Source organism: Zestomonas insulae (genome assembly GCF_016901015.1).
GTDB lineage: Bacteria > Pseudomonadota > Gammaproteobacteria > Pseudomonadales > Pseudomonadaceae > Aquipseudomonas > Aquipseudomonas insulae.
This window is the reverse complement of the sequence record NZ_JAFEUP010000006.1, coordinates 425,089-442,254: the sequence shown is the minus strand read 5'-3', so window position 1 is coordinate 442,254 and position 17,166 is coordinate 425,089. Positions and strand designations below refer to the sequence as shown.

The following is a 17,166-nucleotide window of genomic DNA, read 5'->3' as shown; positions in this document are numbered from 1 at the left end:
GGGCGTAGGTACGCTTAGTGGAGCGCTTTAACGTCGACGATCTCGACGTCAAAGCTCAGGGTCTTGCCGGCCAGCGGGTGATTGAAATCGATGGTCACCTGGGCATCGTCGAACGCTTTGACCACTCCGGGCAGCTCGGTATTGGCCGCATCGTTGAAGATCACCAGCAATCCGGTGGACAGCTCCATATCCTGGAACTGGCTACGCGGCATCACCTGGACGTTCTGCGGATTGGGCTGACCGAAGCCATTTTCCGGGTCGACACGCAACGTGCGCTTGTCGCCCGCCTTGAGGCCAAACAGAGCCGCCTCGAAGCCCGGCAGCAGGTTGCCGTCGCCGACCTTGAAGGTCGCCGGCTGCTTGTCGAAGGTGCTGTCGACCACTTCGCCGGACTCCAGGCTGAGGGCGAAATGCAGGGTGACTTCCTTGTCCGGACCGATACGCAGTTCAGTCATGGACGGGTTCTCCGGATTTCTTGGTTCGGAACATATCCAGCGCCAGCATTACGGCGCCGACGGTGATGGCGCTGTCGGCCAGATTGAAGGCCGGGAAGCGATACTGGTTGTGCCAGTGCACCAGGATGAAGTCGATCACATGGCCATAGGCGATGCGATCGAACAGGTTGCCGAGCGCGCCGCCGAGTACCAGGGCAAGGGCAATCGCCAGCCAGGTCTCGTCGTGCTTGAGGCGCTTGAGCCACACCACCAGTACGGCGCTGACCACGATGGCGATCAGGGCGAACAGCCAGCGTTGCCAGCCGGAACTGTCGGCGAGGAAGCTGAATGCCGCGCCGGTGTTATAGGCCAGGGTCCAGCTGAAGTAGTCGGGAATCACCACGATCTGCTGGTACAGGCTCAGCACACCCTCGAAGTACAGCTTGCTGGCCTGGTCGAGCACGAACACCAGGGCACTCAGCCACAGCCAGGCCAAGCGGCCGAAACGGCTCGCATCAGGCATAGTGGCGCACCTCGCCGGCACCGTCGATGTTATCGACGCAGCGTCCACAGATCTCCGGATGCGCCGGGTTCACCCCGACATCCGCGCGGTGGTGCCAGCAGCGCCCGCACTTGGCGTGGCCGGACTTGACCACCTTGAGCTTGAGCCCCGCCACTTCGGTTTCCACCGCGTCCGCCGGAGCTGCCGCCAGCGGTGCCAGGCTGGCCGCCGAGGTGATCAGTACGAAGCGCAGCTCATCACCGAGCTTGGCCAGCTCGCCGCTCAAGGCCTCTTCGGCGTACAGCGTCACTTCGGCCTGCAGGTTGCCGCCGATCAACTTGGCGGCGCGCTGGTTCTCCAGCTCCTTGTTGACGGCGGCCTTCACCGCCATGACCTGCTCCCAGAACTCGCGGCCCAGGTCGAAGCCGTCCGGCAGCTCGTTCAAGCCCTGATACCAGGTGTTCAGCATCACCGACTCGTTGCGTGCGCCCGGCAGGTACTGCCACAACTCGTCGGCGGTGAAGGCGAGGATCGGCGCGACCCAGCGCACCAGCGCCTCGGCGATATGGAACAGCGCGCTCTGGCAGGAGCGGCGCGCCACGCTGTCGGCGGCGGTGGTGTACTGACGATCCTTGATGATGTCGAGGTAGAAGCCGCCCAGCTCCTGCACGCAGAAGTTGTGCACCTTGGAGTAGACGTTCCAGAAGCGGTACTCACCGTAGGCTTCTTCGACCTCACGCTGCAGCAGCAAGGTACGGTCAACCGCCCAGCGGTCCAGCGCCAGCATGTCTTCGGCGGCCAACAGGTCCTTGGCCGGGTCGAAACCATTCAGGTTGGCGAGCAGGAAGCGCGCGGTGTTGCGGATCCGCCGGTAGGCGTCGGCACTGCGCTGGAGGATCTGCTGGGATACCGCCATTTCGCCGGAATAGTCGGTGGCGGACACCCACAGGCGCAGGATGTCGGCGCCGAGGCTGTCGGTCACCTGCTGCGGGGCGATGACGTTGCCCAGCGACTTGGACATCTTGCGGCCGTTCTCGTCGACGGTGAAACCGTGGGTGAGCAGCTCGCGGTACGGTGCATGGTCGTCGATCGCGCAACCGGTCAGCAGCGAGGAGTGGAACCAACCGCGGTGCTGGTCGGAGCCTTCCAGGTAGAGGTCGGCGCGCGGGCCGCTGGCGTGGCCGAGGTTGTGCGAGCCCCGCAGTACGTGCCAGTGAGTGGTGCCGGAATCGAACCAGACGTCGAGGGTGTCGCTGATCTTGTCGTATTGCGCCGCCTCGTCGCCGAGCAGCTCGGCGGCGTCCAGCTTGAACCAGGCCTCGATGCCCTGCTGCTCGACGCGCTCGGCCACCGCCTCCATCAGCTCGATGGTGCGCGGGTGCAGCTCACCCGTGGCCTTGTGCAGGAAGAACGGAATCGGCACGCCCCAGTTGCGCTGCCGCGAGATGCACCAGTCCGGACGACCGGCGATCATGCTGTGCAGGCGCGCCTGGCCCCAGGCTGGAACGAATGCGGTCTGCTCGATGCCCGCCAGGGCGCGCTCGCGCAGGGTGCCACCGGCAAGCGGTTGCTTGTCCATGCCGACGAACCACTGCGCGGTGGCGCGGTAGATCAGCGGCGTCTTGTGCCGCCAGCAGTGCATGTAGCTGTGGCTGATCGCCTCATGCTTGAGCAGCGCGCCGACTTCACGGAGCTTCTCGACGATCTGCGGATTGGCCTTCCAGATGAACTGGCCGCCGAAGTACGGCAGCGACTCGACGTACACGCCGTTGCTCTGCACTGGGCTGAGGATGTCGTCGTTGCTCATGCCGTAGTGCTTGCAGGAGCGGAAGTCGTCTTCGCCGTAGGCCGGCGCCGAGTGCACGATGCCGGTACCGGCACCCAGCTCGACGTACTCGGCCAGGTACACCGGGGCGGAGCGCTCATAGAACGGGTGCTGGAAGCGGATCAGCTCCAGCGCCTCACCCTTGGCGGTAGCCACTACCTGCCCTTGCAGGCCATAGCGTTGCAGGCAGCTCTCGACCAGCTCTTCGGCCAGCAGCAGCAGGCGCTCGCCGGTGTCGACCAGCGCGTAGGTGAACTCCGGATGGACGTTCAGCGCCTGGTTGGCCGGGATGGTCCACGGCGTGGTGGTCCAGATGACGATGGCCGCCGGCTTGCTCAGGGCGCTCAGGCCGAAGGCGGCGGCAAGTTTGTCCTGATCCTCAACAACGAAAGCGACGTCGATGGCGTCGGACTTTTTGTCCTGGTACTCCACCTCGGCCTCGGCTAGCGCCGAGCCACAGTCGAAGCACCAGTTGACCGGCTTCAGGCCCTTGAATACGAAGCCCTGTTTGACCATCTCGGCCAGCGCGCGGATTTCTCCGGCCTCGTTGGCAAAATCCATGGTCTTGTACGGATTGGCCCAGTCACCGAGCACGCCGAGGCGAATGAAGTCGGCCTTCTGCCCCTCGATCTGCTCGGCGGCGTACACGCGGCACAGCTCGCGGGTCTTGTCGGCCGGCAGGTTCTTGCCATGGGTGACCTCGACCTTGTGCTCGATCGGCAGGCCGTGACAGTCCCAACCCGGCACGTACGGGGCGTCGTAGCCGGACAGGGTTTTCGAGCGGACGATGATGTCCTTGAGAATCTTGTTGACCGCATGACCGATGTGAATGCTGCCGTTGGCATAGGGCGGGCCATCGTGCAGGAGGAACTTCGGCCGGCCGGCGCCGATCTCGCGGAGCTTCTGGTACAGACCAATGCTGTCCCACTGCTGCAGGGTCTGCGGTTCGCGCTGCGGCAGGCCAGCTTTCATGGGGAAAGCTGTGTCCGGAAGATTTAGCGTGGCTTTGTAGTCGGTCATCTCAGGCTCTTCACTTAAGCGGTTGGCCCTGCCAGAAGGCACGGGCGGCGGCGACATCCGCATCGATCGCCGTCTTCAGCGCCTCCAGGGAGGCGAAACGCTGCTCATCACGCAGCTTGTGGTGGAAAGCCACCGTCAGGTGCCGGCCATAGATATCGCCAGCAAAATCCAGCAGGTGGACTTCGAGGTGGGGGCGGCCATCGCCGTCCACTGTCGGTCGCACACCAATGTTGGCAACCCCAGGCCAGCGCAGGCCATCCAACTCGACGCTGACCACGAAGACTCCGCTGAGCGGCGCACGGCGGCGCTTGAGCTGGATGTTGGCGGTCGGCGTACCGAGCTGGCGCGCCAGTTTCTGTCCATGCAGCACGCGCCCTTCGATCTGGAAGGGGCGTCCCAGCAGATGTTCGGCCAGGGCGAAATTGGCCTCGGCCAGCGCCTGACGCACGCGTGTGCTGCTGACGCGCTCGCCGGCCACTTCGATGGTCGCCGCCGCCTCGACGGTGAAGCCCTCACTGGGGCCGACCTGACAGAGGAAGGCGAAGTCGCCCGCACGGTCGCACCCAAAGCGGAAGTCGTCACCGACCTCCAGGTGTTTGACGCCCAGCCCTTCGACCAGCACGGCATGCACGAACTCGGCGGCGCTCAGCTCGCGCAAACGGCGGTTGAAGCTCAGACACAGGACCCGGTCGATACCCTCGCCGGCCAACAGCTCGAGCTTGTCGCGCAGGCGCGTGACGCGCGGTGGCGCGCTGTCCGGCGCAAAGAATTCCCGGGGTTGCGGTTCGAAGATCACCACGCAACTCGGTACGCCGAGCTCGGCCGCACGTTCGCGCAGGCGCGCCAGAATGGCCTGATGGCCACGGTGCACTCCGTCGAAATTGCCGATGGTGGCGACGCAGCCCCGATGCTGGGGCCGCAGGTTATGAAGGCCTCGGACCAGATGCATAACGCGCTTCTTGCTCACAAAGTGGTCGATTATACCCACAGCGACGGCTCGGCGACAGGCGCAGCGGGCGCCTGCCGCCGCCCTTTAGGATATGGCCTTGCGGGAGAAGTCGCGCAAGCGAAAGCCCAACGCGGCCAAACTGGCGAAATAGGCCAGCACGCCCGCCCCGACCAACGCCGCCAGACGCAGCAGACGCGCAGCCATGCCACCCTCCGCCCACGCCGGCATCCACTGCATCAGCCCCCACAGCACGCCACACATCACCAGAACCGCAAACAGCAGCTTGCCGAGAAATTTCGCCCAACCGGGCTGCGGCTGGTACATCTGCCGCCGCCGCAGCTGCCAGTACAACAGCGCGGCGTTGACGCACGCACCGAGGCTGATCGCCAGCGCCAGGCCGGCATGCTTGAGCGGCACGATGAAGGCGAGGTTCATCAACTGGGTGAGAATCAGCACGAAGATCGCAATGCGCACCGGGGTGCGGATGTTCTGCTGCGCATAAAACCCCGGGGCCAGCACCTTGACCAGAATGATGCCGAGCAAACCCACCGCATAGGCGATCAGCGCGCGCTGGGTCATCTGCGCATCCCAGGCACTGAACTTGCCGTACTGGAACAGCGCCACGGTCAACGGCTCAGCCAGCAGCGCCAACGCCAGCATGCACGGCAGCACCAGCAGGAAACACAGGCGCAGCCCCCAGTCGAGCAGCCGCGAATACTCCTGGCGATCAGCATTGGCGTAGGTCTTGGCCAGCGAAGGCAGCAGGATGGTGCCCAGCGCGACACCCAGCACCCCTGATGGCAACTCCATCAGACGGTCGGCGTAGTACATCCAGGACACCGAGCCGGCGACCAGGAACGAGGCGAAGATGGTGTTGATGATCAGCGAGATCTGGCTGACCGAAACCCCGAGAATCGCTGGTCCCATCTGCCGCATCACCCGCCAGACCCCGCTGTCGCGCAGGTTAAGGCGCGGCAGCACGAGCATGCCGATTTTCTTCAGGTGCGGCAGTTGATAGAGCAACTGCGCCAGGCCGCCAACCAGCACCGCCCAGCCAAGCGCCATCACCGGCGGGTCGAAATACGGGGTGAGAAACAGAGCGAAGATGATCATGCTGACGTTCAGCAGGGTCGGCACGAACGCCGGCACCGAAAAGCGGTTCCAGGTGTTGAGGATCGCCCCGGCCAGCGACGCCAGCGAGATCAGCAGAATATAAGGAAAGGTCACCCGCAGCAGGTCGCTGGTCAGCGCGAACTTCTCCGGCGAATCGACGAAACCGGGCGCAGTCACCCAGATCACCCAGGGCGCGGCAACGATGCCCAGCAAGGTGACCAGCGCCAGCGCCAATGTCAGCAGTCCGGAGACATAGGCGATGAAGGTGCGCGTCGCCTCCTCGCCCTGCTGGGTCTTGTACTCGGCGAGAATCGGCACGAAGGCCTGGGAGAAGGCACCTTCAGCGAAGATCCGCCGCAGCAGGTTGGGCAACTTGAACGCCACGAAGAAGGCGTCGGTCGCCATGCCCGCGCCGAAGATGCGCGCGACGATGGTGTCGCGCACGAAGCCCAGCACGCGCGACAACATGGTCATCGAACTGACGGCGGCCAATGTCTTGAGCAGATTCATAGATTCGGTCGGAAAGCTGCAGCGGATCGGGGCCGCCGAGTGTAGAGTGCAGCCGCGAAGAAAGCACGCGACCCACCGATCGCCGAGACCGCCCTTCGTCCTTGACAAGGCACTCGCTCGACGGCATCATTCGCGGCCTTAATTTGATCCACAAATCCCCCCACAGATTTCTAGGAGCTCGACGGTGGCAAATACACCTTCTGCCAAGAAACGCGCTAAACAGGCTGAGAAGCGTCGTAGCCACAACGCCAGCCAGCGCTCCATGGTCCGCACTTACATCAAGAACGTGGTCAAGGCGCTCGACGCCAAAGACCTCGACCTGGCTAAGAGCGCCTACACCCTGGCTGTCCCGGTGATCGACCGCATGGCCGACAAGGGCATCATCCACAAGAACAAAGCCGCTCGTCACAAGAGCCGCCTGAATGCCCACATCAAGGCACTCGGCGCAGCTGCTGCCTAAGGCGGCGACCAGCGTTAAAAAACCGGCCATTGGCCGGTTTTTTATTGCCTGCGATTTATGGCCGGCTCGGCCAGGGCAGGATCGGAATCGCCGTCACCGCATTCTGCGGACTGCCCTCGATCACCCGATCGCTGTACACCAGATAGACCAGCGCATTGCGCTTGCGGTCGAAGAAGCGCACCACCTGCATGCTCTTGAACACCAGCGAGGTGCGCTCCTTGAACACCTCATCACCATCCTTGAGCTGCTCACGAAAGCTGATCGGACCAACCTGCCGACAGGCGATCGAGGCCTCGGCACGATCCTCGGCCAAGCCCAGACCGCCCTTGACCCCACCAGTGCGGGCGCGCGACAGGTAGCAGGTCACGCCATCGACCTTGGGATCATCGAAAGCCTCAACGACGATCTTGTCGTTGGGGCCGACCCACTTGAACACCGTCGACACTTCGCCGATCTGCTCGGCCGACGCCAGCAGCGGCAACCACAGCATTCCAGCCAACCAGACTTTGCGCATACGCCCTCCCTGAGCAGCAATCTCAGACCAGAATCAGGTTATCCCGATGCACCAACTCAGGCTCGTCGACATAACCGAGTAACCGCTCGATCAGATCGGACGGCTGACCAACAATCTTCTGCGCCTCGGCCGCGCTGTAATTGACCAGGCCGCGCGCCACTTCGCGCCCGTCCGGCGCCACGCACAGCACCATTTCGCCGCGCCGGAAGCTGCCTTCGACCGCTTTGACGCCGACCGGCAGCAGACTCTTGCTGCCGCGCACCAGAGCATCCACTGCACCCGCATCGAGCGTCAGCACGCCGCGCGTCTGCAGGTGACCGGCCAGCCACTGCTTGCGCGCCGCCAGCAGCCCGCGCTCGGGCGCCAACAAGGTCCCCAGGCGTTCGCCCGCCTTCAGCCGATCGAGCACGCGCTCGATGCGCCCACCAACAATCACCGTGTGCGCCCCGGAACGTGCCGCCAGACGCGCCGCGCGCAGCTTGGTCTGCATACCGCCACGCCCCAGCGCGCCGCCAGTACCGCCAGCCACCGCATCCAGCGCGGCATCATCGGCACGCGCCTCGAAGATCAGCTGGGCATCCGGGTTGTGCCGCGGATCGGCGTCGAACATGCCATCGCGGTCGGTGAGGATGACCAACAGATCAGCCTCGACCAGATTGGCCACCAGCGCCGCCAGGGTGTCGTTGTCACCGAAACGGATCTCGTCGGTAACCACCGTGTCGTTCTCGTTGATCACCGGAATCACGCCGAGACTGACCAGGGTGCGCAAGGTGCTGCGCGCATTCAGGTAGCGCTTGCGGTCGGACAGATCGTCATGGGTCAGCAGAATCTGCGCGGTATGCCGGCCATGCTGGGCGAAACTCGACTCCCAGGCCTGCACCAGACCCATCTGCCCCACTGCGGCGGCCGCCTGCAGCTCATGCATGGCACTCGGCCGCGCGACCCAGCCCAGCCGGCTCATGCCCGCCGCCACTGCGCCGGACGACACCAGCACCAGCTCGATGCCCGCCTCCCGCAGCGCGACCATCTGCTCGACCCATACCGCCATCGCCGCGCGATCCAGGCCACGCCCATCCGCAGTCAGCAGCGCGCTGCCGATCTTCACCACCCAGCGCTGCGCGCCAGTCACCTTGTCCCGCATGTCTCTCAACCTTAGCCAGTCGAACGAAGCCCCAATCAGCACAACGCCGCAATCAAGCGGCGCCGTACAATACCTCAATCGCGAACGTAGATGATCTCCGGACCATCGTCGTCATCTTCGAAGTCGTCATCCCAGTCATCATCACTGACATCGTCGACGCTCTTCAATCCGGCACGGCGCAGCGCGCGACGATCGTCGAGCGCCTGCAGACGGGCGCGCGCCTCGTCTTCGATGCGCTGATCCAGCTCGACCAGCGCCGCCGCGTAAGCCGGCTCCTCGGCGATGCGCAAATCGCGCTCGTCGAGATAACGCATGATCGCCTGCCCGAGCACCTCGGTACCCTGCCGCTCGAGGGCGGAGATCACGAACACCGGACCCTCCCAATTGAGGCGCTCGACCACCGCGCGCACGCGCGCCTCATGCTCTTCCTCGAGCAATTGGTCGGCCTTGTTCAGCACCAGCCAGCGGTCGCGCTCAGCCAGCGCCGGGCTGAATTTCGCCAGCTCTTCGACAATCACTTCCGCCGCATCGGCCGGATCGCTTTCGTCCAGCGGCGCCATGTCGACAAGGTGCAGCAGCAAGCGGGTGCGCGCCAGGTGCTTGAGGAAGCGAATACCCAGCCCCGCCCCCTCCGAAGCACCCTCGATCAAGCCGGGAATGTCGGCGATCACGAAGCTCTTGTAGCGACCGACACTGACCACCCCAAGGTTCGGCACCAGGGTAGTGAAGGGATAGTCCGCCACCTTCGGCTTGGCCGCCGACACCGAACGAATGAAGGTGCTCTTACCCGCATTGGGCAGGCCCAGCAGACCAACGTCTGCCAGTACCTTGAGTTCCAGCTTGAGGTCGCGCGACTCGCCCGGCTTGCCCGGCGTGGTCTGCCGCGGCGCCCGGTTGGTGCTGGACTTGAAGCGCGTGTTGCCCAGCCCGTGCCAGCCACCCTGAGCCACCAGCAGGCGCTGCCCAGGCTTGGTCAGGTCGCCGATGACTTCCTGGGTCCCGGCATCGATCACCGTAGTGCCGACCGGCACCGGCAGGATCAGATCTTCACCTTTGGCCCCGGTACATTCGGTGCTACCGCCCTTCTCGCCATTCTGCGCATTGAAACGGCGGGTGTAGCGATAATCGACCAGGGTATTGAGGTTCTCGTCGGCTTCCATATACACCGAACCGCCGTCGCCGCCGTCACCGCCGTTGGGACCACCCTTCTCGATGAACTTCTCACGGCGGAAACTCATCATGCCGTTGCCGCCATCGCCGGCCTTTACAAAAATCGATACTTCATCGACGAATTTCATCGCTTTGCCTCCCGCACTGGCGGGCCAGATAACACATGGAACATAAGGCCTTTGCAAAATCATGCACGGATATTTTGCAAAAGCCTCACGACTTCAGAAACAAAAAAGCCCCGTCGCGAGACAGGGCTTTTCCAGCAGCATCGCGATTAGGCCGCGACGACGCTCACGTAACGGCGGTTTTGCGCGCCCTTTACTTCAAACTTGATCACGCCTTCGATTTTCGCGAAGAGGGTGTGATCTTTACCCATGCCAACGCCGTAACCGGCGTGGAACTGGGTGCCGCGCTGACGCACGATGATGTTGCCGGCCTTGATGACCTGGCCGCCATACATCTTCACGCCAAGGCGTTTACTTTCGGAATCGCGGCCGTTACGGGTAGAACCGCCAGCTTTTTTGTGTGCCATGAGTCAATACTCCTATCAAGGATCGGGGCCGAACGAATCAGGCCTGGATACCGGTAATTTTGATCTCAGTGAACCACTGACGGTGGCCCTGACGCTTCATGTGGTGCTTACGACGGCGGAATTTGATGATGCGGATCTTGTCGTGACGGCCTTGGGAGACCACTTCAGCGACGACTTTAGCGCCATCAACCACCGGAGCGCCGATCTTGACATCGTCGCCATTGCCGACCAGCAGAACGCGGTCGAAGGTCACGGCTTCGCCGGTACCGATCTCAAGCTTTTCAACCTTGAGGAATTCGCCTTCGGTGACTTTGTACTGTTTGCCACCGGTAACAATTACTGCGTACATGGGGTATCTCCGTTAATCCTGCTCACCCAGCGCTTTATAGGAAGAGGTATTGGCTGGCATGGCTGCACGAGGCCGGAAGGACTTCGCGCATTTGCGTAAGGCAGGTGCTGCCCAGGGAAGTTCAGGGGCCGCGATTGTACGCAAGCCAAGCGACCTCCGCAAGCCCGCGACAGTACTCGCCTTGACAGCCCCTACCCCGGAACCTAGCATGCCGCGCAACCTACGAGGAGCACGAGTCACTGATGCAACCCCAGGCATTCTATCGGGTGGTGGCGGACGATTTCACCGCCGTCGACAGCATTATCAGGAAACAGCTCACCTCCCGTGTGCCCCTGGTGGAAAAAATCGGCGACTACATCATCTCGGCCGGCGGCAAACGCCTGCGGCCGCTGTTGGTGCTGCTCTGCGGCAAGGCGCTGGGTCGCGAAGGCGATGACCTGCGCCTGCTCGCCGCAACCATCGAGTTCCTGCACACCGCCACCCTGCTGCACGACGACGTGGTCGACATGTCCGGCATGCGCCGCGGCCGCTCCACCGCCAACGCGCTGTGGGGCAATGCGCCGAGCGTGCTGGTTGGCGACTTCCTCTATTCGCGCTCGTTCGAAATGATGGTCGAGCTCGGCTCGCTGCCGGTGATGCAGATTCTCTCCCGCGCCACCCGGGTCATTGCCGAGGGCGAAGTACTGCAGCTGTCCAAGGTCCGCGACGCCAGCACCACGGAAGAAATCTACATGGAGGTCATCCGCGGCAAGACCGCCATGCTGTTCGAAGCCTCGACCCACAGCGCCGCCGCCCTGGCCGAAGCAAGCGACGAACAGATTGCCGCGCTGCGGCAGTTTGGTGATCACCTCGGCATCGCCTTCCAACTGGTCGACGACCTGCTCGACTACCGCGGCGACAGCGAGACGCTGGGCAAGAACGTCGGCGACGACCTGGCCGAAGGCAAGCCGACCCTGCCGCTGATCTACACCATGCGTGAAGGCAGCGCAGACCAAGCGGCGCTGGTGCGCAAGGCCATCCAGCAAGGCGGTCTCGACGACCTGGAAAGCATCCGCGCTGCGGTGGAGAGCTCCGGCGCCCTGGACTACACCGCCCGCCTGGCCCGCGACTATGCCGCACGCGCGATCGCCTGCCTGGACACGCTGCCGGCCAACGCGTACCGCGAGGCGCTGATCGAACTCAGCCAGTTCGCCGTCGCCCGTACGCACTGAGCCAACGCGTCACGAAGCAGCCCGCCACTCGGCGGGCTTTTTCATGGGCGGCGAAAAATCACCAATTGATGCTTGCTATTTTGCTAATAAGAATTATTCTCATCTTACGCAATGACCAAGGAGATGAGTGCCATGACCTACATGATCGACGCCTGGTTGGAACGCCCGCATCCCTATCTACGAATCCTCCACCGCGACACCGGTGAAGTCTGCGCGCTACTGGAAGAGGAAGCCCTCGCCGAGCTGAGCGAGCAAGGCGACCTGGACCTCAGTAGCCTGAGCTCCACCGAACCGCTGGTGCTCAAGGAGCTGGTGCGCAACCTGTTCCTGTTCTGCTACGCCCGCGCCTTGCGGCCGCACGGCGACCTCCACTAACCCCGAACGAGGCCGCCGGGATGCGGCACTCACGCGCCCGCCCCACAAGGTCGGACGCCCATCAGCGGCAACGGCGCCACTGACGATTCCGCGGCGGGACAGGGAAAGGTCCGCCGCGGAATCACTTATCCCAGCATGCAAAAGGCCGAAAACCGTCGCCGGTTTTCGGCCTTTTCGTCACTGCGGATCCGCTTAGAGGATGTCCAGCAGCTCCACGTCGAAGATCAGCACACTGTGCGGCGGGATGCTGCCGGCAGCCTGGCCGCCATAGGCCAGCTCGCTCGGCACGTACAGGCGCCATTTGCTGCCGGTGTTCATCAGCTGCAGCGCCTCGACCCAACCGGCGATCACGCCGCCGACCGGAAACTCGGCCGGCTGGCCGCGCTCGTAGGAGCTGTCGAACACCGTGCCGTCGATCAGGGTGCCGTGGTAGTGGGTACGCACGGTGTCTTCGCGGGACGGCTTAGCGCCTTCGCCGGCGGTCAGCACTTCGAACTGCAGACCCGACGGCAGCTGGGTGATGCCGGCACGTTTGGCGTTCTCGGCGAGGAAGGCGACACCCTCGGCGGCGGCGGCTTCGGCCTTGGCCTGCGCTTCGGCCTGCATGCGCTCACGAATCACACGGAAGCTGGCGGACAGCGCGTCCTGACCGACCTGACTGGGCTGGCCGTTGAAGGCGTCGCGCAGACCGGCGAGCACTGCTTCCAGGCTCACGCCCGGCGGCGGGTTGTCGCGCAGTTGGTCGCCGAGCTGGCGGCCGATACCGTAGCTGACGCGGGTTTCGTCGGTGGAAAGATCGAGTTCGGACATGACGGGCTTCCGCTTGCAGTAAAAAAGGGCGGCCAGCCTAGCACAGCGGGCGCCGCCCAGAAACGCGAACGCCCGGCGCCGTGAGCGGCCCGGGCGTTGCGCAATACCAGCTAGATCAGTGCTTGGTCAGCTTGTCCAGGTAGCCCATGGCGAAGGCCGAAACCACAAACACCATGTGGATGACCACGTACCAGAGCAGCTTGTCGTTGGCGATCTGCTCGGCGTTCATGAACATGCGCAGCAGGTGGATCGAGGAGATCGCCACGATCGAGGCGGCGACCTTCATTTTCAGCGAGCCGGAGTCCATCTTGCCCAGCCAGTCGAGCTTCTCTTTGCCCTCGTCGATGTCGAGCTGCGACACGAAGTTCTCGTAGCCGGAGATCATCACCATCACCAGCAGGCCGCCGACCAGCGCCATGTCGATCATCGACAGCAGCACCAGGATCAGTTCCGCCTCGGTCTTCTCGAACACATGCGGCAGCAGGTGGTAGAGCTCCTGGAAGAATTTCAGGGTCAGCGCCAACAGGGCCAGCGACAAGCCGAAATAGATCGGCGCCAGCAACCAGCGCGAGGCGTACATCGTGTTTTCGATAAAGCGTTCCATGGATTCTCACCGTCTGCGCACAACGGCGGCGAGTATACCCAGACGATCCCGGCCGGCAACACCGCGACGCCGCCAGCGCACTGTGGATAACTTTGTGGACACGCGCACGCCGACGCCGGCGCCAGGCCGTGCGGACGCCGCAAGTGAGGCAATGACGGGCTAGCCGTCAGGATGGAACTGGCAGTCGCCCAGACAACGACCGCGCGTGGCATTCACCCGGCGCAGCTCGGCCTGCATGTGCAGGCACCAGATGGACGGCTCGGCAGAGTCCTCGTAGCCCATCATGGCCAGGTTGCTGGCGATCGCATCGAGTACCGACTCGGCGACGAAGGGCCCGTGGAATGGGCCTTGTGCCTTGATCGCAGTGGGTTGGCTGTCCGCCATGCCGGCGGCACAGATCAGGGTCCAGAGACCGCTTTCGCCTGACAGCGGCCGAACGACGCACTCGATGCGCGTGGTCAGCCCTAGACACTGGCGGGTGAGGCAGAAGCTACGCGACATGGCGGCGCTCCTTGCAGGGTCCAGCCTGCAGACTACACCCCGAATGGCGGCGCAGGGAAGCGCCGCGGCTTATCCCCAGTCACTGTGGATAACTCTGTGGATGGCGCGTGGGAAAACCGGCAGGAAGCAGCTCGGCCGCGGGGTGGCGAAAATCGATCAGCGACTGATCAGCCACCCGCGGCCGCGACGGTCAGCGACGGCGGGTGTGCGCCCGCCGCGAGGCGTCCTTGGCCTGCTCGGCGGCGACGCTGGCGGCGTTCAAGCGCACGTCGTTGGCGGGCGCCTTGTCGTCCTCTTCCAGCTCCAGCTCGGCGATGTCGCGTAGACGCTCGACCACCCGTGCGTTGACGCTGCCTTCGGGGAACTGGCCGTCTTCATCGGGTGCACCGACCTCGCGACCGACAAGCAGGCTGAGCGCCTCGTCGACGTGGCGCACCGCGTAGATGTGGAACTGGCCGCTGCGCACCGCCTGCAGCACGCGCTCGTCGAGCATCAGGTTAGTGACGTTGGCGCGCGGGATGATCGCGCCCTGCTCGCCACTCAGACCGCGCGCCTCGCAGAGGCGGAAGAAGCCTTCGATCTTCTCGTTGACCCCGCCGACCGCCTGCACCTCGCCGAACTGGTTGATCGAGCCGGTGATCGCGAAGCACTGCTTGAGCGGCGTGCGCGACAGCCCGGAGATCAGCGTGCAGACCTCGCCGAGCGAGGCGCTGTCGCCGTCGACGTAGCCGTAGGACTGCTCGAGGGCGATGCTCGCCGAGATCGCCAGGGGGAATTCCTGGGCATAGCGGCTGCCCAGGTAGCCGGTGAGGATCATCACGCCCTTGGAGTGGATCGGCTGGCCGAGGCTGACTTCGCGCTCGATGTCGACGATGCCGCTGCCACCCGGGTAGACAGTCGCGGAAATCCGCGCCGGCACGCCGAACGCCGAATCGCCGACCTCCAGCACGGTCAGCCCGTTGCACTTGCCGACTGCCGCGCCGGCGGTGTCGATGAGGATGATGCCGGCCAGCATGTCATCGAGAATCCGCGCCGAAACCCGCCCGGTGCGCGTCGCCTTGGCCTTCAGCGCACGCTCGATGTGCCCGGCGTCGGTGATTTCATCATTGGCCAGCTGGCGGATGAAGTCCGCCTCGCTGACCAGCTGGAACAGGTCGCCGATACGCGCCGACAGGCGCTGCTGGTGCTCAGCCAGGCGCGAGCTGTAGGTCGCCAGGCGGGCCACCGCATCGGCGGTCAGCGGCGCCATGCCCTCCTCGCTGGTACGGGTCTTGAGCAGTTGGGCGAACTGTTCGAGGTTGTCCTTGGACAGGGAGATTTCCTCGTCGAAGTCGACCAGCACGCGGAACATCTCCTGGAAGTCTGGATCATGGTCCTGCAGCGCATAGTAGAGCTGCCGCGAGCCGATGATGATGACCTTGACCTGCAGCGGGATGACCTGCGGGGTGAGCGTCACGGTGGCCAGTCGACCGAGCTCGCCGAGCGGCGACTCCATCTTCAGCTTGCGCGAGTGCAGCGCGCGCTTCAGGGCGTCCCAGACGAACGGCTCGCCGAGCAGCTTCTCCGCTTCCAGCACCAGGAAGCCGCCATTGGCGCGGTGCAGCGCGCCGGGGCGCAGCTGCCGGTAACTGGTGTACAGCGCGCCTTGGTCGGTGCTGTATTCGATGCGGCCGAACAGGTTGTCGTAGGTCGGGTGCGTCTCGAACACCACCGGCGCGCCGCCGTCGGCATGGTGGCCGACCACCAGGCACGGTAGGTATTGCTCCTCGAGCAGCTTGCGGGTCTGGCCGTCGACCTTCTCCACCTCGACCAGCTGATCGACCACGGTCTTCAGCAGGTTGATCTGCAGCGCCTGCAGGTAGCCGCAGACCCCGGCGTTCTCCGCGTACTTCTCCGACAGCGGGGCGAGCAGCGGCTGCAGCGCCAGGGTGATGGTCTCTTCATTGAGCTGGCGCAGCTGGTTGCTCGACTCGCGCTTCCACTGCGGCAGACTGGCCAGCTCTTCGTTGAGGCGCTCCTCCAGCTCCGAGATGTCCTTGTGGAAGCGGTCGCGCTCGGCCTCCGGCAATTGGGCGAACTCCGCCTCGTCGAGGGCCTTGCCGTCGCGCATCGGGGTAAAGGCGATGTTGCTGCTGTCGCGGTATAGGGCGACGTTGCGCTCCAGCGCCAGGCGTTCGATGGTCTCCAGCGCGTGGTCGTAGCGCTGGTTGAAGGCGCGGTCGATGGCGCCCTTCTTCTGCTGGTAGGCCGGGTGCTCGAAGGCCGCCGGGAAGGTCGCCATCAGGTTGTCGACCAGGCCTTCGATGTCGCTGACGAAGGCGCTCGCCGTGCCAGGCGGCAGCTCCAGCGCCTTGGGCTCGCGCGACTCGTCGAAATGGTTGACGTAGACCCAGTCGGCGGGCGTCGCCAGGCGCTTGGCCTCGGCGCGCAGGTAGCGTTTGACGAAGGAGAAGCGCCCGGTCCCCGGCTCACCCATCACATAGACGTTGTAGCCGGGACGCGGCATCGCCACCCCGAACTGCAGCGCCTCGACCGCGCGCTCCTGGCCGAGCACGCCGCGGAACGGCTCAAGCTCTTCGGTGAGGACGAAATCGAACTGATCGGGGGAGAAGGGACGCGTCAGCGCTTCGGGAGGTAGGCGCAGGCCGGCGGCGAGAGAATCAGGCATCACAAGTCCTTAGGTCGTCCGGGACGAGCCGTGGAGAGATGGCCTCATTCTGGCGCCGGCCGAACGCGGCTGGCAAGGCAAGACTCAGTGCGCCAGATCGGCGCACGCCAGGCAGTATTCGGCGGCCGGCAGCACGCGCAGGCGCGCCTCTTCGATCGGCTCGCCGCAGCGCAGACAATCGCCGTAACTGCCCTCGACCAGGCGCAGCTTGGCCTTGCCAACCTGCAGCAGCGAGCTCTCGGCTTCCGCCAGCAGCGCCTCGAGCACCTCGTCGTTCTGCCGCTGCACGGCCTGCTCGGCGAAGTCCGGCGAGTGGCTGCGCGCCAGATCACGGCGGATCGCCGCGGCGCGGGCGCTGTACTCCTTGGCCAGCGTGTCGAGCGCAGCCTGGGGATCGAAAGCGGTCATGACGGGACTCCTGCAAACGAAGGGGATGTGTTCAGTGTGGACAAGCGCCGCCCTCCCGGTATTGAGCTGC

General features: G+C 64.4%; 18 protein-coding genes. 3 read left to right on the top strand and 15 right to left on the bottom strand.

The features are described 5' to 3' along the window. Positions 1-14 precede the first annotated feature (14 nt). The 5 genes from JQX08_RS20460 to murJ form a co-directional block, all read right to left on the bottom strand. A complete protein-coding gene (locus tag JQX08_RS20460) occupies positions 15-455 on the bottom strand; it encodes an FKBP-type peptidyl-prolyl cis-trans isomerase (protein WP_205350269.1) in 441 nt (146 codons plus the stop codon). Continuing rightward, positions 448-957: a signal peptidase II gene (gene lspA / locus JQX08_RS20455; protein ID WP_205350268.1), complete on the bottom strand. Its 510-nt coding sequence runs from the start codon at positions 955-957 to the stop codon at positions 448-450. The genes JQX08_RS20460 and lspA overlap by 8 nt, the downstream gene beginning before the upstream one ends. Further along, complete coding sequence (gene ileS / locus JQX08_RS20450; RefSeq protein ID WP_205350267.1) at positions 950-3,781, bottom strand: isoleucine--tRNA ligase; 2,832 nt, start codon at positions 3,779-3,781, stop codon at positions 950-952. Before ileS ends, lspA begins: the two co-directional genes overlap by 8 nt. Before the next feature lie 10 nt (positions 3,782-3,791). Then, positions 3,792-4,730, bottom strand: coding sequence for a bifunctional riboflavin kinase/FAD synthetase (gene ribF / locus JQX08_RS20445; protein ID WP_205350266.1), 939 nt, complete (start codon positions 4,728-4,730; stop codon positions 3,792-3,794). 84 nt (positions 4,731-4,814) lie between these two features. Then, positions 4,815-6,353, bottom strand: coding sequence for a murein biosynthesis integral membrane protein MurJ (gene murJ, locus JQX08_RS20440; protein WP_205350265.1), 1,539 nt, complete (start codon positions 6,351-6,353; stop codon positions 4,815-4,817). Positions 6,354-6,537: 184 nt separating this feature from the next. Here murJ and rpsT point away from each other — a divergent pair, with 184 nt between their 5' ends. Continuing rightward, positions 6,538-6,813 carry a 30S ribosomal protein S20 gene (rpsT, locus tag JQX08_RS20435; RefSeq protein ID WP_205350264.1) on the top strand — a complete coding sequence of 92 codons (276 nt, stop codon included), beginning with the start codon at positions 6,538-6,540 and terminating at the stop codon, positions 6,811-6,813. A gap of 55 nt (positions 6,814-6,868) precedes the next feature. On the opposite strand, the gene JQX08_RS20430 is transcribed toward rpsT, so the two are convergent. From JQX08_RS20430 to rplU, 5 genes are all read right to left on the bottom strand, one after another. Further along, the gene (locus tag JQX08_RS20430) at positions 6,869-7,327 is read right to left on the bottom strand and encodes a CreA family protein (RefSeq protein ID WP_205350263.1); all 459 of its coding nucleotides are present in this window, start codon (positions 7,325-7,327) and stop codon (positions 6,869-6,871) included. Between the two features lie 22 nt (positions 7,328-7,349). After that, entirely contained in the window at positions 7,350-8,468 is a 1,119-nt protein-coding gene (gene proB / locus JQX08_RS20425) for a glutamate 5-kinase (protein WP_205350262.1), read from the bottom strand. A 74-nt stretch (positions 8,469-8,542) separates the two neighbouring features. After that, complete coding sequence (gene cgtA / locus JQX08_RS20420) at positions 8,543-9,766, bottom strand: Obg family GTPase CgtA (protein WP_205350261.1); 1,224 nt, start codon at positions 9,764-9,766, stop codon at positions 8,543-8,545. 146 nt (positions 9,767-9,912) lie between these two features. Next, positions 9,913-10,170, bottom strand: coding sequence for a 50S ribosomal protein L27 (gene rpmA / locus JQX08_RS20415; protein ID WP_205350260.1), 258 nt, complete (start codon positions 10,168-10,170; stop codon positions 9,913-9,915). A 37-nt stretch (positions 10,171-10,207) separates the two neighbouring features. Then, positions 10,208-10,519 carry a 50S ribosomal protein L21 gene (gene rplU, locus JQX08_RS20410; protein WP_205350259.1) on the bottom strand — a complete coding sequence of 104 codons (312 nt, stop codon included), beginning with the start codon at positions 10,517-10,519 and terminating at the stop codon, positions 10,208-10,210. A gap of 242 nt (positions 10,520-10,761) precedes the next feature. On the opposite strand from rplU, the gene JQX08_RS20405 reads away from it, so the two are divergent. After that, the gene (locus JQX08_RS20405) at positions 10,762-11,730 is read left to right on the top strand and encodes a polyprenyl synthetase family protein (RefSeq protein WP_205350258.1); all 969 of its coding nucleotides are present in this window, start codon (positions 10,762-10,764) and stop codon (positions 11,728-11,730) included. Between the two features lie 132 nt (positions 11,731-11,862). Next, entirely contained in the window at positions 11,863-12,105 is a 243-nt protein-coding gene (locus tag JQX08_RS20400; protein WP_205350257.1) for a PA4570 family protein, read from the top strand. Between the two features lie 192 nt (positions 12,106-12,297). On the opposite strand, the gene bamJ is transcribed toward JQX08_RS20400, so the two are convergent. The 5 genes from bamJ to JQX08_RS20375 form a co-directional block, all read right to left on the bottom strand. After that, positions 12,298-12,915, bottom strand: a complete 618-nt coding sequence (bamJ, locus tag JQX08_RS20395; RefSeq protein WP_205350256.1) for a BamJ family beta-barrel-assembly machinery protein — start codon at positions 12,913-12,915, stop codon at positions 12,298-12,300. Between the two features lie 115 nt (positions 12,916-13,030). Then, positions 13,031-13,519, bottom strand: coding sequence for a TIGR00645 family protein (locus JQX08_RS20390; protein ID WP_205350255.1), 489 nt, complete (start codon positions 13,517-13,519; stop codon positions 13,031-13,033). 159 nt (positions 13,520-13,678) lie between these two features. Continuing rightward, positions 13,679-14,020, bottom strand: a complete 342-nt coding sequence (locus JQX08_RS20385; protein ID WP_205350254.1) for a PA4575 family protein — start codon at positions 14,018-14,020, stop codon at positions 13,679-13,681. Positions 14,021-14,210: 190 nt separating this feature from the next. After that, positions 14,211-16,688, bottom strand: a complete 2,478-nt coding sequence (locus tag JQX08_RS20380; RefSeq protein ID WP_205350253.1) for a Lon protease family protein — start codon at positions 16,686-16,688, stop codon at positions 14,211-14,213. Positions 16,689-16,772: 84 nt separating this feature from the next. Continuing rightward, positions 16,773-17,096: a TraR/DksA family transcriptional regulator gene (locus JQX08_RS20375; protein WP_205350252.1), complete on the bottom strand. Its 324-nt coding sequence runs from the start codon at positions 17,094-17,096 to the stop codon at positions 16,773-16,775. Positions 17,097-17,166 lie beyond the last annotated feature (70 nt).

Bases quoted from the DNA above. Each gene is read 5' to 3' on its own strand.
- proB (WP_205350262.1), bottom strand. From the start codon at position 8,468: ATGCGGGACAAGGTGACTGGCGCGCAGCGCTGGGTGGTGAAGATCGGC.
- rpmA (WP_205350260.1), bottom strand. From the start codon at position 10,170: ATGGCACACAAAAAAGCTGGCGGTTCTACCCGTAACGGCCGCGATTCC.
- JQX08_RS20380 (WP_205350253.1), bottom strand. From the start codon at position 16,688: ATGCCTGATTCTCTCGCCGCCGGCCTGCGCCTACCTCCCGAAGCGCTG.
- JQX08_RS20390 (WP_205350255.1), bottom strand. From the start codon at position 13,519: ATGGAACGCTTTATCGAAAACACGATGTACGCCTCGCGCTGGTTGCTG.
- JQX08_RS20385 (WP_205350254.1), bottom strand. From the start codon at position 14,020: ATGTCGCGTAGCTTCTGCCTCACCCGCCAGTGTCTAGGGCTGACCACG.
- cgtA (WP_205350261.1), bottom strand. From the start codon at position 9,766: ATGAAATTCGTCGATGAAGTATCGATTTTTGTAAAGGCCGGCGATGGC.
- ileS (WP_205350267.1), bottom strand. From the start codon at position 3,781: ATGACCGACTACAAAGCCACGCTAAATCTTCCGGACACAGCTTTCCCC.
- JQX08_RS20405 (WP_205350258.1), top strand. From the start codon at position 10,762: ATGCAACCCCAGGCATTCTATCGGGTGGTGGCGGACGATTTCACCGCC.
- murJ (WP_205350265.1), bottom strand. From the start codon at position 6,353: ATGAATCTGCTCAAGACATTGGCCGCCGTCAGTTCGATGACCATGTTG.
- bamJ (WP_205350256.1), bottom strand. From the start codon at position 12,915: ATGTCCGAACTCGATCTTTCCACCGACGAAACCCGCGTCAGCTACGGT.
- JQX08_RS20400 (WP_205350257.1), top strand. From the start codon at position 11,863: ATGACCTACATGATCGACGCCTGGTTGGAACGCCCGCATCCCTATCTA.
- JQX08_RS20375 (WP_205350252.1), bottom strand. From the start codon at position 17,096: ATGACCGCTTTCGATCCCCAGGCTGCGCTCGACACGCTGGCCAAGGAG.
- ribF (WP_205350266.1), bottom strand. From the start codon at position 4,730: ATGCATCTGGTCCGAGGCCTTCATAACCTGCGGCCCCAGCATCGGGGC.
- JQX08_RS20460 (WP_205350269.1), bottom strand. From the start codon at position 455: ATGACTGAACTGCGTATCGGTCCGGACAAGGAAGTCACCCTGCATTTC.
- rplU (WP_205350259.1), bottom strand. From the start codon at position 10,519: ATGTACGCAGTAATTGTTACCGGTGGCAAACAGTACAAAGTCACCGAA.
- lspA (WP_205350268.1), bottom strand. From the start codon at position 957: ATGCCTGATGCGAGCCGTTTCGGCCGCTTGGCCTGGCTGTGGCTGAGT.
- JQX08_RS20430 (WP_205350263.1), bottom strand. From the start codon at position 7,327: ATGCGCAAAGTCTGGTTGGCTGGAATGCTGTGGTTGCCGCTGCTGGCG.